Origin of the sequence: Streptomyces sp. NPDC021749 (genome assembly GCF_040640655.1) — a bacterium.
GTDB lineage: Bacteria > Actinomycetota > Actinomycetes > Streptomycetales > Streptomycetaceae > Streptomyces.
The window spans coordinates 200,207-218,965 of the sequence record NZ_JBFACE010000008.1; the positions used below are offsets into that span (position 1 = coordinate 200,207).

Here is an 18,759-nt window from a genome sequence, read left to right on the forward strand (position 1 = left end):
AGCAGAGCGGGGGCGCACACGATCTTCACGAGCGCGACCGCGGTGAGCCGGGCCATCCCCTCGCTCACGAACGGGCCCGATCCCGGGGCACCTCGCCTAGGCTCGGCCCCATGACCGGACAGCCTTCGTTCCCGCGGCAGTACGCCCGTACGCAGCGCTTCACCCTGGGCGCCCCGCGCAGTTACACCGTCTCCCCCGACGCCGCGCGGATCGTCTTCCTCCGTTCCCCTTCGGGCACCGAGCGCAGCCAGCAGCTGTGGGTGCTGGACCTGGACGAGGGGCGGGAGTTCACCGCCGCCGATCCGCAGGCCCTGCTGGCCGGTGCCGAGGAGGACCTCTCCCCGCAGGAGCGGGCCCGCCGCGAGCGCAGCCGGGAGAGTTCGGCGGGCATCGTGGGCTATGCCACGGACGCCGCCGTGGAGTTGGCGGCGTTCCCGCTCTCGGGCCGGCTCTTCGTCTCCGAGCTGCGGGCCGGCACCACCCGCGAACTCCCGGTGCCCGGCCCGGTGGTGGACCCGCGGCCGTCCCCGGACGGGCGGCACGTCGCCTTCGTGGCGGAGGGCCGGCTGCGGGTGGTCCCGGTGGACGGCGAGACCACGGCGGACGGCGGCGGGGCGGCGGACCGGGTGCTGGCCGAGCCCGACGGGCCCGAGGTGACCTGGGGCCTGGCGGAGTTCATCGCGGCCGAGGAGATGGGGCGTTACCGGGGCTTCTGGTGGTCCCCGGACAGCGACGCGGTGCTGGCCGCGCGGGTGGACGAGGCGCCGGTGCGGCGCTGGTGGATCTCCGACCCGGCGCACCCGGACCGCGAGCCCGCCCGGATCGCGTACCCGGCCGCCGGCACCGCCAACGCCGAGGTCTCGCTGACCCTGTTCGGCCTGGACGGCTCGCGCACCGACATCGACTGGGACCGCGGACGCTATCCCTATCTCGCCCGCGTCCACTGGTCCGCGGCCGGCCCGCCGCTGCTCCTCGTCCAGGCCCGGGACCAGCGCGACCAGCGCTACCTGACGGTCGACACCGCGACCGGTGCGACCCGGACGGTGCACGAGGACGAGGACGAGGCGTGGGTCGAGCCGTTCCCCGGGGTTCCGGCCTGGACGCCGGACGGCCGGCTGGTGCGGATCGCCGACGAGGGGGGCGCGCGCAAGCTGTTCGTCGGCGACCGGCCGCTGACCGGGGCGCCGCTGCACGTACGGGCGGTGCTGGACATCGGCGAGGAGGACGTGCTGTTCTCCGCGAGCGGCACGGACATGCACGACATCGGCGTCTACCGCGCCTGGTTCCGCGGCAGCGGCGACCAGGGCGGCTGGGAGCGGGTGGGCGACCGGCCGTATCCGACGGTGTCCTCCGCGGTGCGCGGCGGCGCGCTGACCGTCCTCTCCCAGACCTCGCTGGAGCGTCCCGGCACCCAGGTGGACGTGGTCCGGCTGGACCCGGACGGCGGGGAGAAGACCCTCGCCACGATCGGCTCGTACGCCGAGGAGCCCTCGCTCACCGCCCGGCCCCGGCTGGTCCTGGCCGGGGACCGGGAGATCCCGTGCGCGGTGCTGCTGCCCGACGGCTACGCGGAGGGCGACGGTCCGCTGCCGGTGCTGCTGGACCCGTACGGCGGTCCGCACGGCCAGCGGGTGGTCGCCGCGCACAACGCGCATCTGACCTCGCAGTGGTTCGCCGACCAGGGGTTCGCGGTGATCGTCGCGGACGGCCGGGGCACCCCGGGCCGCTCCCCCGCCTGGGAGAAGGCGGTCTCCCGGCGGCTCGCCGAGATCACCCTGGACGACCAGGTGCACGCACTCCAGGCGCTGGCCGGATCCTTTCCCCTGGACCTCGGCCGGGTGGCGATCCGCGGCTGGTCCTTCGGCGGCTATCTGGCGGGGCTGGCCGCGCTGCGCCGGCCCGATGTCTTCCATGCCGCGGTGGTCGGCGCCCCGGTGACCGACCTCCGGCTGTACGACACCCACTACCAGGAGCGGTACCTCGGCCACCCGGACGAGGAGCCGGCGGTCTACGCGGAGAACTCGCTGGTCACGGACGAGGGGCTGGCCGGGGCGCGGGAGCCGCACCGTCCGATGCTGATCGTGCACGGCCTGGCGGACGACAACGTGGTCGTGGCCCACTCGCTGCGGCTGTCCTCGGCCCTGCTGGCCGCCGGCCGCCCGCACGAGGTCCTGCCGCTGTCCGGCGTGACGCATATGACGCCCCAGGAACAGGTGACCGAAAACCTGCTGTTGCTTCAGGTGGACTTCCTCAAGCGGTCGCTGGGGATGCGGCCCTGAGGGAATAGCCCCCCGCCCCCGGCCCGTTGTGGCCCCGAAGGGGGGCACGCATCCCCTACGGGATCTGTTCGACCACCCCGTAAGGGCCCAGCCCAGCCCAGCCCACCCCGCCCTCTCCCGCCCGGCCCCGTGATCGCCGCTCCGTGATCACCAGCCCGCCCCACCCCGTGGCCGCAAGCCCGTGCGCCCGTGGTCACCAGCCCCTGGTCACCAATCCGTGGTCACCAGCCCGGCGAGAACGTGGTCACCAGCCCGGCGGGAGCGTGGTCGGCGGGGGCGGGGCGTGCGGTGGCCGGGCCTCGCCCGGGGCGGAGCCGTAGGCGCGTACCTCATCCGGGTCGGCGGGACGGGGCGGTAGGCCGGGCCGGGCCGCGGCGATCAGTACGAGCGGGCCGGCGGTCGCCGCCAAGGCAGCCGTGGCGAGCCCGAGTTGGGCGCCGGCCGGCAGGACCGCCAGCCGTCCGAACGCACCCGAGCGCACGGCGAGGGCGAGCGCCACCGCGCCGTGCACGGCCAGCAGGGCCCCCGCGGCGGCCGCCGCGGGCCGGGCCGAGGCCGCCCGGCGGAACGCGGCCGTCGCGGCGGCCAGCGCCAGCAGTGCCAGGACCGCCGTCTCCCAGTCGGCCGGGGGCTCCAGCAGGGCCCGCACGGTCCCCGCCCCGCCGACCAGCCGCCTGCCGTACGCCTCGCCGCCGAGCCGTACCCAGTGGTGGATCTCCCGGGCCGTCAGGGCCAGTCCGGCGGCGCCCAGGAGGACGCCGGCCACGACCGCCGGCCCCTTGTACGGCCGGCCCGCCGGGCCGGCGTCCGCCCCGTACCGCACCGCGTACACGACCCCGTACGCCGAGGACGCCACCTCGGGCAGGGCGTCGGCACGGCGTCCGCCGGACCGGCCCGGGCGCCCGTGCCGCCGGACCGCGCCGGCCGCCACCCCACGCAGCAGCGCCGCCGCCACGAACTGGGCCGCGGCGGTCGCCCACGTCCATGTCAGCAGCCCGTCGTCCGGGCCGGGCAGCCGGGCCGCGGCCGGTGTCCACAGCACCGGCAGCCGCAGCAGGACGACACCGGCCGCGAGGGAGCACAGGGCGCCGGCGGCCACGGCCGGGGCGGCGGCCCGGCGCCGTACGACCGCCGCGGCACCGAGCGCGCCGAGCACCAGCAGCGGGTCCAGGGCCGAGGTGGCCCAGACGGTGTCGCGGCCCGGGCGGAGGGCCGCGCCGGACCAGTGCCGCCACAGGTCCGTACCCGGTCCGGCAGCGACGACGAGGTCCCGGACGATCCAGCCGGCGCCGGACGACGCGAGCAGCAGGCAGAGCCAAGTGGCGGTGCGGCGCATGCCGTTGGTGAGAAAGCTGTCCCGCTTCGTGGACACGGCCCGTCCCCCGTCCGTGTCGATGTGCCGGGTGGCCTCGGGCGCCGCGGGGACGCGGCGTCCACCGCAGATCTACTCCACTCCCGGCGCGGGCACAACAGACCGGGACGAGGTGCGGGGGCGCCATCGGCGCGAGGCGTCGGGACGGGCCGCCACCACGCGCGGACAAACCCCCCGAAACGACAACCGGCCGGGCCGCCGTCTGGCGTCCCGGCCGGTCCACGGCACCCGCACGGCCGTACGTTGTTCATCATGGCGCGTCCGTATATCGGTGTTGCGACAGTGAAGTTGCCTTCACGTTAAAGCAGTTGGTGGTGATATGTCCCCCATGCCGCATATCACGCCCACCTGTCAAGCACGCCCTGGCGTCGATCTGCGCAATCTTCGCTCAAGAAGTAGACGACCTGTTCGCGAGCACACCCGATCCCCTTGACTCCGCCATAAATCACTTGCGAAAGTCCGCTCATCCAGCGGTGCGAATCGACACCGCTTCACGTTCCAAGAGAACTCGGCGCGGGGGCACTTCGCGATGACTAGTCCATCCCAGACCGCCGCTGACAGGTCCGACACCCCAGGGCTTGGATCCGGCGGCCTGAAGAAGGAAAAGAAGGGCAAGGGCGGTGAGCTCGTCGGCCGTTCCCCCGGCCAATTGATGTGGACGCGCTTCAAGCGCGACCGCACCGGCGTGATCTGCGCGATCGTCGTACTCGCCTTCTTCGTCATCGCGGCCCTGGCCCCGGTGATCGGCGCACTGTACGGCAAGGACCCGTACACCCTCTACGGCAACGAGGACCCGAACCTCCTCGATGAGTTCGCCTACCCGGCGGGCCCGAACGGCGGCATCTCCCCCGAGCACTGGTTCGGCGTCGAACCGCAGCTCGGCCGGGACGTCTTCATGATGCTGATCTACGGCATGCGGATGTCGCTGGGCATCTCCGTCGTGGTGACGATCCTGACCGTGATCACCGGCATCGTCGTCGGTGTGACGGCCGGTTACATGGGCGGCAGGACGGACTACTTCCTGAGCCGGGTGATCGACTTCCTGCTGGCGTTTCCGAGCCAGCTGACCTTCGTGGCCTTCATGCCGGTCGTGGTGGCGCTCTTCGTCCCGCCGGGCGACGAGACGCCGACCTACGTCCGGGTCTGCGCGCTGATCATCGTCCAGTGGTTCCTGGGCTGGATGGGTCTGGCCCGGCTGCTCCGCGGGCAGGTGCTCTCCCTGCGCGAGCGGGAGTTCGTCGAGGCCGCGAAGATCACCGGCGCCTCGCCCTGGCGGATCATCCGCAAGGAGCTCCTGCCGAACGTCGTCACGCCCGTGCTGGTGCAGAGCACCTACATGCTCCCCCTGTTCGTCACCGCGGAGGCGGGTCTGTCCTTCCTGGGCGTCGGCATCATGGAGCCCACGCCCGACTGGGGCCGCCTGTTCCAGGCCGGCGCCCACTTCTACGAGAACGACCCGACCTTCCTGCTCTTCCCCGCCGCGGCCATGCTGATCTTCGTGCTGTGCTTCAACCTCCTCGGAGACTCGGTACGCGACGCCTTCGACCCCAAGTCCGGGCGCTGATCGTCCACTTGAGGGGGGCTTGCTGTCACCCCCACCTGCCGGGCCCAGCCCCGGATGTCTGAGACAGCAACATCTGGACCCCAACTGACAGGCAGGTGCTTGGAACCTCATGAACGCACTTTCTACGCGCAGAGCACGCGCGGTGGTCGTGGCCCTCGCGGCCGGATCGCTCGCGCTCACCGGTTGCAGCGGCGGCAGCAACAACAACAAGGACAAGGCGCAGACCGACGCGGACGCCGCGGCCCAGGCCAAGGTCATCCCGATGGGCACCGCCGCCGACTCCACCGGTCCGGCCGTCGCCGTCAAGGGCGCGCACCGCGGTGGCACCATCCGCGTGTACCAGCGTGACAGCTACAACCACCTGGACCCGGGTCAGATGTACGTCAGCGACATGAAGGCGCTGTCGCAGCTGATCTTCCGCGGTCTGACCGCCTTCAAGCAGGACGACAAGGGCAACGCCAAGGTCGTCGGTGACCTCGCCACCGACGCCGGCCAGATGTCCGACGGCGGCAAGACCTGGAAGTACACGCTCAAGGACGGCATCAAGTTCGAGGACGGCAAGCCGATCACCTCGAAGGACATCCGGCACTCCATAGAGCGGCTGTACGCCAAGTTCATCACCGACGGCCCGACCTACGTCCAGACCTGGCTGTCGGGCGCCGGCACCACCTACCGCAAGGCGCTGCCGGACGGTCCGTACAAGGGCGACCACCTGCCCAAGAGCGTCCTGGACACCCCGGACGACAAGACCGTCATCTTCCACTTCAAGAAGCCGCAGTCGCAGCTGCCGTACGCGCTGACGATGCCCGGCTACAGCGTGGTCCCGGACAGCGCGAAGGACACCAAGGACGCCTACGACGTGGCGCCGGTGTGCGCGGGCCCGTACAAGATCGCGTCGTTCAAGTCCGGCAAGTCGATGCAGCTGGTGCGCAACAAGAACTGGGACCCGAAGACGGACCCGATGCGCACCGCGTACCCGGACGGCTACAACATCACCTTCAACCACCAGGCCTCGGACTCCACCAAGCGCCTGATGGCCGACCAGGGTGAGGCCAAGAACGCGGTGAGCTTCACCAACGCGGTGGACCCCACGCTGACCAAGGACGTGCTGAACAACGCCAGCGCCAGCAAGCGCCTGGTGCAGGGCTACCAGCCCTACGTCTGGCAGATGAACTTCAACATGGACCGCCTCAAGGACAAGCGGATCCGTGACGCCATCACCTACGCGCTGCCGGACCAGCAGCTGGTCCGCCTCAACGGCGGCAGCTACGGCGGTGAGATCGCCGGCGGTCTGCTCGCCCCGACCGTGGCGGGCTACAAGAAGGGCTACGACCCCTACGGCAAGCTGTCGCACCCCAACGGCGAGCCGGAGAAGGCCAAGAAGCTCCTCAAGGAGGCCGGCAAGACGGGCATGAAGCTCGTCTACGCGTACTCCAACACCGAGTCGCGTCAGAAGGAAGCCGTCGCCATCGAGGACGCGCTGACCAAGGCCGGCTTCAACGTGCAGAAGAAGGAGGTCGACGCGGCCTCCTGGTACGAGCAGATGGGCAAGGTCGACAACGGCTTCGACATCTACATGACCGGCTGGGGCCAGGACTGGCCGGACGCCTCGACCGTGATCCCGCCGTCGTACGACGGCACCACGATCCAGGACGGCGCCTCGAACTACTCCCACGTCAACGACAAGCACGTGAACTCCGAGATCGCCCGCATCTCGCAGATCACCGACGTCAAGAAGGCGACCGAGGAGTGGCAGAAGCTGCACCAGTACATCGTGGAGAAGGTCAACCCGGCCGCGCCGGCCTTCTACACCAAGGTGCTCCAGCTGTACGGCTCGAACGTCGGTGGCATCCGCTACAACCTGGACGTCAGCTACCTCGACCCGAACACGCTGTACCTGAAGAAGTAACAGGAGCGGTTGCCCCTCAGGCAATCGCCTGACGAAGGCACTCCGGAGAGCGCGCACACGGCGGAACGCGCGCCCTCCGGGGCCTTCGTCCGCCACCCCTCACGCCCACTGCCGCCGCCGTCCTGAGAGCAGCGAACTGCCATGCTTCAATTCCTACTTCGCCGGACGTTCGGCGCTGTTGTCATCCTTCTCCTGCTCAGTGCCTTCACCTTCTTCGTGTTCTTCGGTGCCGGTGACCCGGCAGCGATGTCCTGCGGAAAGAACTGCACCGCGGACAACATCGCGCTGATCCACCAGAACCTCGGCCTCGACAAGCCCCTGCCGACCCAGTACTGGGACTGGCTGGTCGGCATCTTCGCCGGCCGGGACTACTCCGTCGGCCACTGCAGCGCCCCCTGCTTCGGCTACTCCTTCGCCACCAAGCAGGACGTCTGGGCCACGCTGATCGACCGGCTGCCCACCACCGCCTCGCTGGCCATCGGCGGCGCCGCGGTGTTCCTGACCGTCGGTCTGGGCACCGGCCTGCTCGCCGCCTACAAGCGCGGCTCGATGCTCGACAAGGTGCTCACCTCCATCTCGATGGTGCTGAGCTCGGCGCAGATCTACATCCTCGGCCCGATCGCACTCGGTCTGTTCGTGTACAGCGGCCTGATGGACTCGCCGAAGTACGTGGAGTTCACCTCGGACCCGGCCGGCTGGTTCATGGGCCTGCTGCTCCCCTGGGTCGTGATGGCGACCATCTTCACCGCGCAGTACACCCGTATGTCCCGCTCGACGATGATCGAGCAGCTGCAGGAGGAACACGTCCGCACGGCCAAGGCCAAGGGCATGTCCGGCAGTTACGTCTTCCTGCGCTACGCCTGGCGCGGTTCGCTGATCCCGATCGTGACCATCCTCGGCATGGACCTCAGCTCGCTGTTCGGCGGCGCGATGATCACCGAGTTCACCTTCCAGCTGGCCGGTGTCGGACGGCTCGCGATCGACTCCGTCATCACCCTTGATCTGCCCATGGTCCTGGGCGTGCTGGTCTTCAGCGCCGCCCTGATCCTGGTGTTCAACATCATCGTGGATGCGACGTACGCCTTCATCGACCCGCGCGTGCGCCTGTCCTAGGAGAGCCTGAAGTGACCACACTCACCAAGACCGAAGGCACCACCGTGCCGGCCGGGTCCGACCCCTTCCTGTCCGTTCGTGACCTGCACGTGCGGTTCTCCACCGAGGACGGCATCGTCAAGGCGGTCGACGGTCTCTCCTTCGATCTGGAACGCGGTGAAACGCTCGGCATCGTCGGCGAATCGGGCTCCGGCAAGTCGGTGACCAACCTGGCGATCCTGGGCCTGCACAACCCCAAGGCCACCGAGATCGGCGGGGAGATCCTGCTGGACGGCCAGGAGCTGACCGGGGCCAAGGAGAAGACCCTGGAGAAGCTCCGCGGCAACAAGATGGCGATGATCTTCCAGGACGCGCTGACCGCGCTGTCGCCGTACTACACGGTCGGCCGGCAGATCGCCGAGCCGTTCATGAAGCACACCGGCGCCAGCAAGCGTGAGGGCCGGCAGCGCGCCATCGAGATGCTGACCAAGGTCGGCATCCCGCAGCCCAACCTGCGGGTGGACGACTACCCGCACCAGTTCTCCGGCGGTATGCGCCAGCGCGCCATGATCGCCATGGCGCTGGTCTGCAACCCGCAACTGCTGATCGCCGACGAGCCGACCACCGCCCTCGACGTCACCGTCCAGGCGCAGATCCTCGACCTGCTCAAGGACCTCCAGCAGGAGTTCGGCTCCGCGATCATCCTGATCACCCACGACCTCGGCGTGGTCGCCAACACGGCGGACAAGCTGCTGGTGATGTACGCGGGCCGGGCCGTCGAGCGGGGCTCCGTCAAGGAGATCCTCACCGAGCCGCGGCACCCGTACACCTGGGGCCTGCTCAGCTCGATGCCGCGGCTCTCCTCGGACGTCAGCGAGGCGCTGCACCCGATCCCCGGCTCCCCGCCGAGCCTGCTGAACCCGCCGTCCGGCTGCCCGTTCAACCCCCGCTGCGGCTTCACCGGCGAGGTCGGCGGCAGCAGCTGCACCGACGAGCGGCCCCCGCTGGCGCCGGGGCGTGCCGCCGCGTGCCATCTGAGCGCCGAGCAGAAGCAGACCTTCTTCACCGAGCAGATCAAGCCCCGGCTGGGCTAGGGAGCGACCACCATGACCGACAACGTCACCCTCCCCGCGCCCCGGGACGCCGCGCCCGACAAGGGCGAACCGCTGCTCACCGCCGAGGGCCTGACCAAGCACTTCCCGATCTACGGCGGCTTCCCGTTCAGGCGGAAGGTCGGCGCGGTGCAGGCCGTCGACGGCGTTGACCTGACCGTGCACGCCGGGGAGAGCTTCGGCCTGGTCGGCGAGTCCGGCTGCGGCAAGTCCACCACCGGGCGGCTGCTCACCCGGCTGATGGAGCCGACCTCCGGCAGGATCACCTACCAGGGTCAGGACATCACCCACGCGGGTCGCAAGGAGCTGGCGCCGATCCGCTCCGAGATCCAGATGATCTTCCAGGACCCGTACGCCTCGCTCAACCCGCGGCAGACGGTGGGCACCATCATCGGCGGCCCGATGGAGATCAACGGGATCAACCCGCCCGGGGGCCGGGAGAAGCGGATCCGCGAGCTCCTGGAGACCGTGGGCCTGAACCCGGAGCACTACAACCGCTTCCCGCACGAGTTCTCCGGCGGCCAGCGGCAGCGCATCGGCGTCGCCCGCGCGCTCGCCCTGGAGCCGAAGCTGATCGTGGCCGACGAGCCGGTCTCCGCGCTCGACGTGTCCATCCAGGCGCAGGTCGTCAACCTGCTCCAGGACCTCCAGCGCGAGCTGGGCATCGCGTTCCTGTTCATCGCCCACGACCTGGCGATCGTGCGGCACTTCAGCGAGCGGGTCGCGGTGATGTACCTCGGCAAGGTCGTCGAGGTGGGCAGCCGCGACGAGATCTACAACCGGCCCCGCCACCCGTACACCCACGCGCTGCTCTCGGCCGTGCCCGAGGCCAAGTTCGTGGAGAGCGAGGAGGAGGACCGCGAGCGCATCCGGCTGGCCGGTGACGTGCCCTCGCCGGTCAACCCGCCCTCGGGCTGCCGCTTCCGCACCCGCTGCTGGAAGGCGCAGGAGAAGTGCGCGACCGAGGAGCCGCCGCTGATCCAGCTCGACGGCAACCTGGGCGGGCACCTGACGGCCTGCCACTTCCCCGAGGAGCCGACGACCGCGGCCCGCGACGAGGACATCGTCCTGGACCCGGCGCTGGCGGCCATCGAGGAGGCCCAGGAGGGGTCCGCGGCCACCGAGTGACGCACACGCGACGGCCCGGCGCCGCCGTGGCGGGAATGATCCCCGCCCCGGCGGCGCTGTGGTGTCCACAGGAGGTGGGTGGCGGTGCGGATCGGGGAACTGTCGGAGCGTACGGGCACGCCGCGGCGGCTGTTGCGGTACTACGAGGAGCAGGGGCTGATCGTCTCGGACCGCTGCGCCAACGGCTACCGCTCCTACGACGAGCCGACCGTCGACCGGGTGCGGCAGATCCGGGGCCTGCTGGACGCCGGGCTGCCGACCCGGATCATCCGGCAGATCCTGCCCTGCCTGAAGAGGCCCCGGGCCATCCACTTCCCGGACGCCACCCCGGAGATGCTCGCCGCGCTGGAGCACGAGCGCGACCGGATGACCGAACGCATCGAGACGCTGTGCCGCAATAGGGACGCCATCGGTGAGTATCTGGCCGTGGTGCGCGGCGGTGTCCCGGGCTGAGGTGCCGGCTACTCGCTCGGCACGACGTGCCGCTCCTCCGCGAAGTGGCAGGCCGAGGCGTGGTGCGCCGGTCCCGTCGACTCCCGGAACTCCGGGGGGACGTCGAGCGGCGGGACGACCTCGGCGCACAGCGGGCGGGCCTTCCAGCAGCGGGTGCGGAAGGGGCAGCCGGACGGCGGGTCGGCGGGTGAGGGGACGTCGCCGCTGAGCAGGATGCGTTCGCGGTGGGCACGGGCCTCCGGGTCCGGGACGGGGACGGCGGAGAGCAGCGCCTGGGTGTAGGGGTGGGTGGGGTGGTCGTAGATCTGCTCGTCGGTGCCGGTCTCGGCGATCCGGCCCAGGTACATCACGGCGATCCGGTCGGAGATGTGCCGGACGACGGACAGGTCGTGCGCGATGAAGACGTAGGAGAGGTCGAACTCGTCCTGCAACCGCTCCAGCAGGTTGACCACCTGGGCCTGGACGGAGACGTCCAGCGCGGAGACCGGTTCGTCGGCGACGATGATCTCCGGGCGCAGTGCCAGGCCGCGGGCGATGCCGATGCGCTGGCGCTGGCCGCCGGAGAACTGGTGCGGGTAGCGGTTGACGAACTCCGGGTTGAGCCCGACGACGTCGAGGAGTTCCTGGACCCGCCGGCGGCGGTCTCCCTTGGGCGCGGCCTCCGGGTGGATCTCGAAGGGTTCGCCGATGATGTCGCCGACCGTCATCCGGGGGTTGAGCGAGGTGTAGGGGTCCTGGAAGACCATCTGGATGTTGCGGCGCACGGAGGTGAGGGCGCGGCCCGAAAGGGCGGTGATGTCCTCGCCGCGGTAGCGGATCTGACCGGCCGTCGGGCGTTCCAGGCCGACCAGCAGCCGGGCGAGGGTGGACTTCCCGCACCCCGATTCGCCGACCACGCCGAGCGTTTCGCCCTTCCGGAGCGTGAGGGAGACCCCGTCGACGGCCTTGACCGCCCCGATCTGCTTGCGGAAGAGCACGCCCCGGGTGAGCGGGAAGTGCTTGACCAGATCGCGCACTTCGAGGAGGGGTTCACCGGGTGTCACCGAGGGTCTCCTTCCAGAAGTGGCAGGCGCTGGCCCGGCCGGGGCCGGCCTCGTACAGCGGTGGCGGGTCGGTGCGGCAGACGTCCTGGGCCAGTGGGCAGCGGGGGTGGAAGGGGCAGCCCGGCGGGATGGCGGTGAGGCTGGGCGGCAGTCCTTTGATGGCGTGCAGCCGGCGGCCCTTGTGGTCCAGCCGCGGGATGGACTCCAGCAGTCCGCGGGTGTACGGGTGGGCGGGTGCGCGGTAGAGGGCGTGGACGGGTGCGGTCTCGACGATCCGGCCCGCGTACATCACGGCGATGGTGTCGGCGACGTCCGCGACCACCCCGAGGTCGTGGGTGATCAGGATCAGTCCCATGGTGAGTTCGCGTTGCAGCTCGGCGAGCAGGTCCATGACCTGGGCCTGGACGGTGACGTCCAGCGCGGTGGTCGGCTCGTCCGCGATGATCAGGTCGGGGCCGAGGGCCAGCGCCATGGCGATCATGATGCGCTGGCGCATCCCGCCGGAGAACTGGTGCGGGTAATCGCCCACCCGCGCCCGCGCGGCGGGGATCCCGACCCGCTCCATGAGTTCCACGGCGCGGCCGCGGGCCTCCTTGCGGGAGGTGCCCTCGTGGACCCGGAACATCTCGGCGAGCTGGGCGCCGACGCTGAGGACCGGGTTCAGCGCGGACAGCGCGTCCTGGAAGATCATCGCCATCTTCGCGCCGCGGATCCGGCGCCGCTCCTCCCGGCGGAGGGTCAGCAGGTCGCGGCCCTGGAAGAGCACCTGGCCGCCGGTCACCCGGCCGGGCGGGGAGTCGAGGATGCCCATCACGGCCTGGGCGGTGACGGACTTGCCGGAGCCGGATTCGCCGAGCACCGCGAGGGTCTCCCCCGGCGCCACGCGGTAGCTGACGCCGTTGACCGCGTGCGCCACCCCGTCCCGGGTCCGGAACTCCACCTTCAGGTCCCGTACGTCCAGCAGGGCCGCCCCGCCGCCCTCCCCGTTCCGCCCGTCGTTCGTCATCTGCCGTCTCCTCAGCGCAATTTGGGGTCGAGGGCGTCGCGGACCGCGTCGCCGAGCATGATGAACGCCAGGACGGTGATGCTCAGCGCGCCGGCGGGCCACAGCAGCATGTGCGGGGCGCTGCGGATGTAGGTGGAGGCCGTGGAGATGTCGATGCCCCAGGAGACGGTCGGCGGCTTCAGGCCCGCGCCCAGGTAGGACAGCGTCGCCTCCAGCGCGATGTACGTACCGAGCGCGATGGTGGCGACGACGATGACCGGCGCCACCGCGTTGGGCGCGATGTGCCGCAGCAGCAGCCGCCGGTTGCTCGCGCCCAGCGCCCGCGCGGCCTGGACGTAGTCGTTCTGCTTCGCGGTGACGACCGAGCCGCGGGCGATCCGGGAGACCTGCGGCCAGCCGAGCAGCACGATGAAGCCGATCACCGGCCAGACGGTGGTGCTGGTGACGACGGAGAGGAAGACCAGGCCCCCGAGGATCACCGGGATGCCGAAGAAGATGTCGGCGAGCCGGGAGAGCAGGGTGTCGCCCCAGCCGCCGAAGAACCCGGCCAGCCCGCCGAGCAGGCTGCCGAGCAGCGCCGCGCCGGCGGTGGCGCAGACGCCGACGGTGATGGAGGCCCGGGCGCCGTAGACCACGCGGGTGTAGACGTCCCGGCCCTGGGTGTCGAAGCCGAAGGGGTGGCCGGGCTGGGAGCCCTGCTGCGCCTTGGCCAGGTCGGCGCGGTACGGGTTGCCGGTGGCGATCAGCTGCGGCCAGATCGCGATGACCACCAGGAAGACGATGACCAGCGCGGAGAGCACGAAGACCGGGTTGCGGCGCAGGTCGTGCCAGGCGTCGCTCCACAGACTGCGGGGTTTGCCGGCGGGGGCGCCGGGCGGGCCGGCGGACGGCGGTGCGGCGGCCGGCCGGCGCTCCAGCGACTCCGCCTCGCCGATGGCCAGCGCGGCGCTGCCGCCGTCGCCGTGGCCGATGGCTTCCTTGGGGACGTAGGGCTCAGGCATAGCGGATCCTCGGGTCGAGGACGGCGTACAGCAGGTCGACGAGGAGGTTGGCGACCAGGAAGACCAGCACCAGGATCGTCACGAAGCCCACCACGGTCGGCGAGTTCTGCCGCAGGATGCCCTGGTAGAGCTGGAATCCGACGCCGTGGATGTTGAAGATCCGCTCGGTGACGATCGCGCCGCCCATCAGGGCGCCGATGTCGGTGCCGATGAAGGTGACGACCGGGATCAGCGAATTGCGCAGCAGGTGGCGGGTGATGACGCGGTGTCGGGGCAGGCCCTTGGCGAGGGCGGTACGGACGTAGTCGGCGCGGGCGTTCTCGGCGATGGAGGTGCGGGTCAGCCGGGTCACGTAGGCGAGCGAGACCAGCGCCAGCACCAGCCCGGGCAGCAGCAGTTCGTTCAGCGGCGCCTCGGGGGCGACGGACGGCGCCGCCCAGGCCCACCGCACACCGAACAGGAACTGCAGCAGATAGCCGCTGACGAACGTCGGGACGGACACCACGATCAGCGAGAGCAGCAGGACGGAGGTGTCGATGCCCCGGCCGCGCCGCAGCCCGCTGAACACCCCCAGCGTGATGCCCACGAGCATTTCCAGCACGATGGCGACCAGGGTCAGCCGGAGCGTCACGGGGAAGGCCGAGGCCATGAGTTCGGTGACCGACTGCCCGTTGAACGCGGTGCCGAAATTCCCCTGGAAGATCTGGCCCATGTAATGCAGGTACTGCGCTCCCAGTGGCTGGTCGAGATAGAGGTCGCGGCGGATCTGCGCGGCGGTGGCGGGGTCCGGCGCCCGGTCGCCGAACATGGCCGCGACCGGATCGCCCAGGGCGTACACCATGAAGAAGATGAGGAAGGTGCTGCCGATGAACACCGGGATCATCTGCAACAGCCGCCGGATCACATACCGCCCCACGCGCAGCCCGCCTCCCTCGTCGTCCCGTCAGTTGACCGTGATCGCGTTGTACACCGGCACGCTGAACGGATTCAGCGAGACATGGCTGATCCGCTCCGAATAGCCGCCGCTGCCGTTCTGGTACCACAGCGGAATTGCGGGCATCTGCTGCGCGAGGATCTTCTCCGCGTCCTGGAAGGTCGCCACCGCCTTCCCCTGGTCCGTCGCCGCATTCGCCTCGTCCACCAGCTTGTCGAACCGCCGGTCGCTGAACTTCCCGTCGTTCGCCGATCCGTTGGTGTAATACAGCGGCTGCAGGAAGTTCTGGATCAGCGGGTAGTCCATCTGCCAGCCGGCCCGGAACGGGCCGGTCATCGTCTTCGCCGAAATCTTGTTCCGGAAGTCGGCGAACGTCCCGACCGGATCGCCCACACAGGCCCGGTCGTTGCCCAGCGACCGGTTGATGCTGTTGCAGATCGCGTCGATCCAGTCCTTGTGCGACCCGGTGTCCGCGTTGTACGTGAGGGTCATCCGGCCGCCCGGCAGCCCCCCGCCCTCCTTGATCAGCTGCCGCGCCTTCGCCGGGTCGAACGCGCAGGCCGCACCGCACAGCCCGGCCCGGTAGCCGCCGTCCGCGCCCAGTACGGGTGAGGTCCAGTCGGTCGCCGGGGTGCGGGTGTTCTCGAAGATCTCCTTCGTGATCTGCTTCCGGTCGATGGCCATGGACAGCCCCTGCCGGACCTTTTCCGATCCGGGCCGGGACCATTCCTTGAGGTACATCGGAAAGGTGAGCGTCTGGATGATCCCGGCCGGCTGGTTGATGTATCTGCCGCCCAGATCGGACGTCACGTGCCGCAATTGCGAGGCCGGCACATCGTCCACCAGGTCCAGGTTCCCCGCCTGCAGATCCGTATAGGCGGTGTTGTTGTCCGTGTAGACCCGGAGATCGATCCCTCCGTTGCGCGCCGGATCGCTGCCCGGGTACTTCTCCCATTTCCGCATCCGCAGCACGGACCCCTTCTCGTAGGAGTCCACCAGATACGGCCCGTTCCCCACCGGTTTTCGCAGCCAGCCGTCGTGGTCGGTGAAGAACGCCCGGGGCAGCGGCATGAACGCGGCATAGCCGAGGGTGTCCGGCCAGCTGGAGAATTTCTGGTTCAGCCGGACGGTGAAGGTGCGGTCGTCCTTGACGACGAGTCCCGACAGCGTACGGGCGGTGGGCTTCCCGTTCTCCGGGTGCACCTGCCCGAACCCGTCGATGTATTGGAAAAAGGGTGCGTTCTTCTGCTTGTTGCCGATGAACGCCCCGTAATTCCAGGCGTCGACGAAGGACTTGGCGGTGACCTTCTCCCCGTTGCTGAAGGTCCAGCCGGGCTTCAGGGTCACCGTGAAGTTCTGCGAATCCGCCGTCTCGATCCGCTCGGCGAGCACGTTCTCCGCGGCGCCGGTCTTCGGGTCGTACCGCTTGAGCCCCCGGAACAGCATTTCCAGGACCTTCCCGCCCTGGACCTCATTGGTGTTCGCCGGCTCCAGCGGGTTCTGCGGATCCCCCCAGGAAGCGCTGATCACGCCGGACCGGCCGGCGCTCCCCCCTCCACAGGCGGTGGCCGCCAGCGCGACGGTCGCGAGGAGGGCACAAGCGCGTGCGCGCACAACCCCCATGACGCCTCCTCAGGTCCGCGATCAAGCCTAGCCACATAAGATCGCAAACCAGGACGAAGCGCACGCCGGCGGGGGCCGTCGCTACTCCGTATGCCCCTCACGCCGGGGATGAGGAAAAGGCCGGTGGGGGCGCACGTGAGTGATCACGCGCACCCCCACCGGCCTCATGCCGTGGGAAACCGGGGTTACCGCTTGGCGCGCGACGCCGCGCGCGCCCGCTCCCGCGCGTCCAGGTTGACCTTGCGGATGCGGACCGCTTCCGGGGTCACCTCGACGCACTCGTCGTCGCGGCAGAACTCCAGCGACTGCTCCAGGGAGAGCTTCCGCGGCGGGACGATGGACTCGGCGACGTCGGCGGTCGAGGACCGCATGTTCGTCAGCTTCTTTTCCTTGGTGATGTTGACGTCCATGTCGTCGGAGCGGGAGTTCTCACCGACGATCATGCCCTCGTACACCTCGGTGCCGGGCTCGACGAAGAGCACGCCGCGCTCCTGGAGGTTGGTCATCGCGAAGGCGGTGACCGCGCCGGAGCGGTCGGCGACCAGGGAGCCGTTGTTGCGGGTCTGCAGCGCGCCGAACCAGGGCTCGTGGCCCTCGTGGATGGAGTGCGCGATGCCGGTGCCGCGGGTGTTGGTCAGGAACTCCGTGCGGAAGCCGATCAGACCGCGGGAGGGGACGACGAACTCCATGCGGACCCAGCCGGAGCCGTGGTTGGACATGTTGTCCATCCGGCCCTTGCGGGTGCCCATGAGCTGGGTGACGGCACCCATGTGCTCCTCGGGCACGTCGATGGTGATGCGCTCGACCGGCTCGTAGGTCTTGCCGTCGACCTCCTTGGTGACGACCTGCGGCTTGCCGATGGTGAGCTCGAAGCCCTCCCGGCGCATGGTCTCGACGAGGATCGCCAGCGCCAGCTCGCCGCGGCCCTGGACCTCCCAGGCGTCGGGGCGCTCGGTGTCCAGGACGCGGAGCGAGACGTTACCGATCAGCTCGCGGTCCAGGCGGTCCTTGACCTGGCGGGCGGTGACCTTGCGGTCCTTGACGGCGGACTTGGCGTCCGCGCCCTTGCCGGTGCCGCCGCGGCCGACCAGCGGGGAGGTGTTGGTGCCGATGGTCATCGAGATCGCCGGCTCGTCGACCGTGATCAGGGGCAGCGCGACCGGGTTCTCCGGGTCGGCGAGGGTCTCGCCGATCATGATGTCGGGGATTCCGGCGACCGCGCAGATGTCGCCGGGGCCGGCCTTCTCCGCGGGCTTGCGGGTGAGCGCCTCGGTCATCATCAGCTCGGTGATGCGGACGTTCTGGATCGAGCCGTCGCGCTTCATCCAGGCCACGGTCTGGCCCTTGCGCAGCTCGCCCTGCTCGACGCGGAGCAGGGCGATGCGGCCGAGGAAGTTGTCCGCGTCGAGGTTGGTGACGTGGGCCTGGAGGGGCGCCTCGGCGTCGTACTCGGGCGCCGGGGCGTGCTCCAGCAGCGTGGAGAAGAACGGCTCCAGGTTGGTGCTGTCGGCCGGGACCGTGCCGTCCTCCGGCTTGGTCAGCGAGGCGACACCGTCCCGGGCGCAGGCGTAGACGATCGGGAACTCGATCTGGTCCTCGTCCGCGTCGAGGTCGAGGAAGAGGTCGTAGGTCTCGTTGACGACCTCGTCGATGCGGGAGTCCGGGCGGTCGGTCTTGTTGATGCACAGGATGACCGGCATCCGGGCGGCGAGCGCCTTGCGGAGCACGAAGCGGGTCTGCGGCAGCGGGCCCTCGGAGGCGTCGACCAGCAGGACGACCGCGTCGACCATCGACAGGCCGCGCTCGACCTCACCGCCGAAGTCGGCGTGGCCGGGGGTGTCGATGATGTTGATCGTGATGGGCTCCCCGCCGTCCTTGGGGTGATACTTCACCGCCGTGTTCTTGGCGAGGATCGTGATGCCCTTCTCACGCTCCAGGTCGTTGGAATCCATCATCCGGTCGTCGAGCTTCTCGGCGGCGTGCTCGGCGAACGCCCCGGCCTGCTTGAGCATGGCGTCGACGAGGGTCGTCTTGCCGTGGTCGACGTGGGCGACGATGGCGACGTTACGAATGTCGTGGCGCGTGGGCACTAGCGGTGCTTCTCCCGGAATCGTGGATGGCGGCGCGTACGGACCGGTACGCGCGCCCGCCGGGCATGAAGACGCCACGGCCTCACCCCATGGTACGGGGCTGGGGCGACAAAGGCCGCCCCAGCCCGTACACAGCACCGCTGACCTGCGCCT

14 protein-coding genes are annotated in these 18,759 nt (G+C 70.1%); 7 read left to right on the top strand and 7 right to left on the bottom strand.

The annotated features are described in order from the left end of the window. Positions 1–110 precede the first annotated feature (110 nt). Positions 111–2,279, top strand: a complete 2,169-nt coding sequence (locus AB0G35_RS11030) for a prolyl oligopeptidase family serine peptidase (RefSeq protein ID WP_360947041.1) — start codon at positions 111–113, stop codon at positions 2,277–2,279. A 244-nt stretch (positions 2,280–2,523) separates the two neighbouring features. Here the strand turns inward: AB0G35_RS11030 and AB0G35_RS11035 are convergent, their stop codons facing one another. After that, the gene (locus AB0G35_RS11035; protein ID WP_360947043.1) at positions 2,524–3,651 is read right to left on the bottom strand and encodes a hypothetical protein; all 1,128 of its coding nucleotides are present in this window, start codon (positions 3,649–3,651) and stop codon (positions 2,524–2,526) included. Between the two features lie 529 nt (positions 3,652–4,180). Here AB0G35_RS11035 and AB0G35_RS11040 point away from each other — a divergent pair. From AB0G35_RS11040 to AB0G35_RS11065, 6 genes are all read left to right on the top strand, one after another. Continuing rightward, positions 4,181–5,215 carry an ABC transporter permease gene (locus tag AB0G35_RS11040; protein ID WP_360947045.1) on the top strand — a complete coding sequence of 345 codons (1,035 nt, stop codon included), beginning with the start codon at positions 4,181–4,183 and terminating at the stop codon, positions 5,213–5,215. Between the two features lie 109 nt (positions 5,216–5,324). After that, on the top strand, positions 5,325–7,124 hold the full coding sequence (locus AB0G35_RS11045) for an ABC transporter substrate-binding protein (protein WP_360947047.1): 1,800 nt from the start codon (positions 5,325–5,327) through the stop codon (positions 7,122–7,124). A gap of 141 nt (positions 7,125–7,265) precedes the next feature. Next, positions 7,266–8,237, top strand: coding sequence for an ABC transporter permease (locus tag AB0G35_RS11050; protein WP_360947049.1), 972 nt, complete (start codon positions 7,266–7,268; stop codon positions 8,235–8,237). Between the two features lie 11 nt (positions 8,238–8,248). Beyond that, on the top strand, positions 8,249–9,310 hold the full coding sequence (locus AB0G35_RS11055; RefSeq protein WP_360947051.1) for an ABC transporter ATP-binding protein: 1,062 nt from the start codon (positions 8,249–8,251) through the stop codon (positions 9,308–9,310). Between the two features lie 12 nt (positions 9,311–9,322). Then, positions 9,323–10,456, top strand: coding sequence for a dipeptide ABC transporter ATP-binding protein (locus AB0G35_RS11060; protein WP_360947053.1), 1,134 nt, complete (start codon positions 9,323–9,325; stop codon positions 10,454–10,456). 84 nt (positions 10,457–10,540) lie between these two features. Further along, the gene (locus AB0G35_RS11065) at positions 10,541–10,909 is read left to right on the top strand and encodes a MerR family transcriptional regulator (RefSeq protein ID WP_360947055.1); all 369 of its coding nucleotides are present in this window, start codon (positions 10,541–10,543) and stop codon (positions 10,907–10,909) included. A gap of 8 nt (positions 10,910–10,917) precedes the next feature. Here the strand turns inward: AB0G35_RS11065 and AB0G35_RS11070 are convergent, their stop codons facing one another. The 6 genes from AB0G35_RS11070 to typA all read right to left on the bottom strand — a co-directional run bounded on the left by AB0G35_RS11070 (position 10,918) and on the right by typA (position 18,606). Continuing rightward, positions 10,918–11,952: a dipeptide ABC transporter ATP-binding protein gene (locus AB0G35_RS11070; protein ID WP_360947057.1), complete on the bottom strand. Its 1,035-nt coding sequence runs from the start codon at positions 11,950–11,952 to the stop codon at positions 10,918–10,920. Then, the gene (locus AB0G35_RS11075) at positions 11,939–12,958 is read right to left on the bottom strand and encodes an ABC transporter ATP-binding protein (RefSeq protein ID WP_360947059.1); all 1,020 of its coding nucleotides are present in this window, start codon (positions 12,956–12,958) and stop codon (positions 11,939–11,941) included. Before AB0G35_RS11075 ends, AB0G35_RS11070 begins: the two co-directional genes overlap by 14 nt. A gap of 11 nt (positions 12,959–12,969) precedes the next feature. After that, on the bottom strand, positions 12,970–13,959 hold the full coding sequence (locus AB0G35_RS11080; RefSeq protein WP_360947061.1) for an ABC transporter permease: 990 nt from the start codon (positions 13,957–13,959) through the stop codon (positions 12,970–12,972). Continuing rightward, positions 13,952–14,875 (bottom strand): ABC transporter permease, encoded by a 924-nt coding sequence (locus AB0G35_RS11085; protein WP_360947063.1) that lies wholly within the window; start codon positions 14,873–14,875, stop codon positions 13,952–13,954. The genes AB0G35_RS11080 and AB0G35_RS11085 overlap by 8 nt, the downstream gene beginning before the upstream one ends. 27 nt (positions 14,876–14,902) lie before the next feature. After that, positions 14,903–16,516 carry an ABC transporter substrate-binding protein gene (locus AB0G35_RS11090; RefSeq protein WP_360947065.1) on the bottom strand — a complete coding sequence of 538 codons (1,614 nt, stop codon included), beginning with the start codon at positions 16,514–16,516 and terminating at the stop codon, positions 14,903–14,905. 185 nt (positions 16,517–16,701) lie between these two features. After that, on the bottom strand, positions 16,702–18,606 hold the full coding sequence (gene typA / locus AB0G35_RS11095; RefSeq protein WP_360947067.1) for a translational GTPase TypA: 1,905 nt from the start codon (positions 18,604–18,606) through the stop codon (positions 16,702–16,704). Between the last annotated feature and the right edge of the window lie 153 nt (positions 18,607–18,759).

Bases quoted from the DNA above. Each gene is read 5' to 3' on its own strand.
- AB0G35_RS11030 (WP_360947041.1), top strand. From the start codon at position 111: ATGACCGGACAGCCTTCGTTCCCGCGGCAGTACGCCCGTACGCAGCGC.
- AB0G35_RS11040 (WP_360947045.1), top strand. From the start codon at position 4,181: ATGACTAGTCCATCCCAGACCGCCGCTGACAGGTCCGACACCCCAGGG.
- AB0G35_RS11045 (WP_360947047.1), top strand. From the start codon at position 5,325: ATGAACGCACTTTCTACGCGCAGAGCACGCGCGGTGGTCGTGGCCCTC.
- AB0G35_RS11050 (WP_360947049.1), top strand. From the start codon at position 7,266: ATGCTTCAATTCCTACTTCGCCGGACGTTCGGCGCTGTTGTCATCCTT.
- AB0G35_RS11060 (WP_360947053.1), top strand. From the start codon at position 9,323: ATGACCGACAACGTCACCCTCCCCGCGCCCCGGGACGCCGCGCCCGAC.
- AB0G35_RS11075 (WP_360947059.1), bottom strand. From the start codon at position 12,958: ATGACGAACGACGGGCGGAACGGGGAGGGCGGCGGGGCGGCCCTGCTG.
- AB0G35_RS11080 (WP_360947061.1), bottom strand. From the start codon at position 13,959: ATGCCTGAGCCCTACGTCCCCAAGGAAGCCATCGGCCACGGCGACGGC.
- AB0G35_RS11090 (WP_360947065.1), bottom strand. From the start codon at position 16,516: ATGGGGGTTGTGCGCGCACGCGCTTGTGCCCTCCTCGCGACCGTCGCG.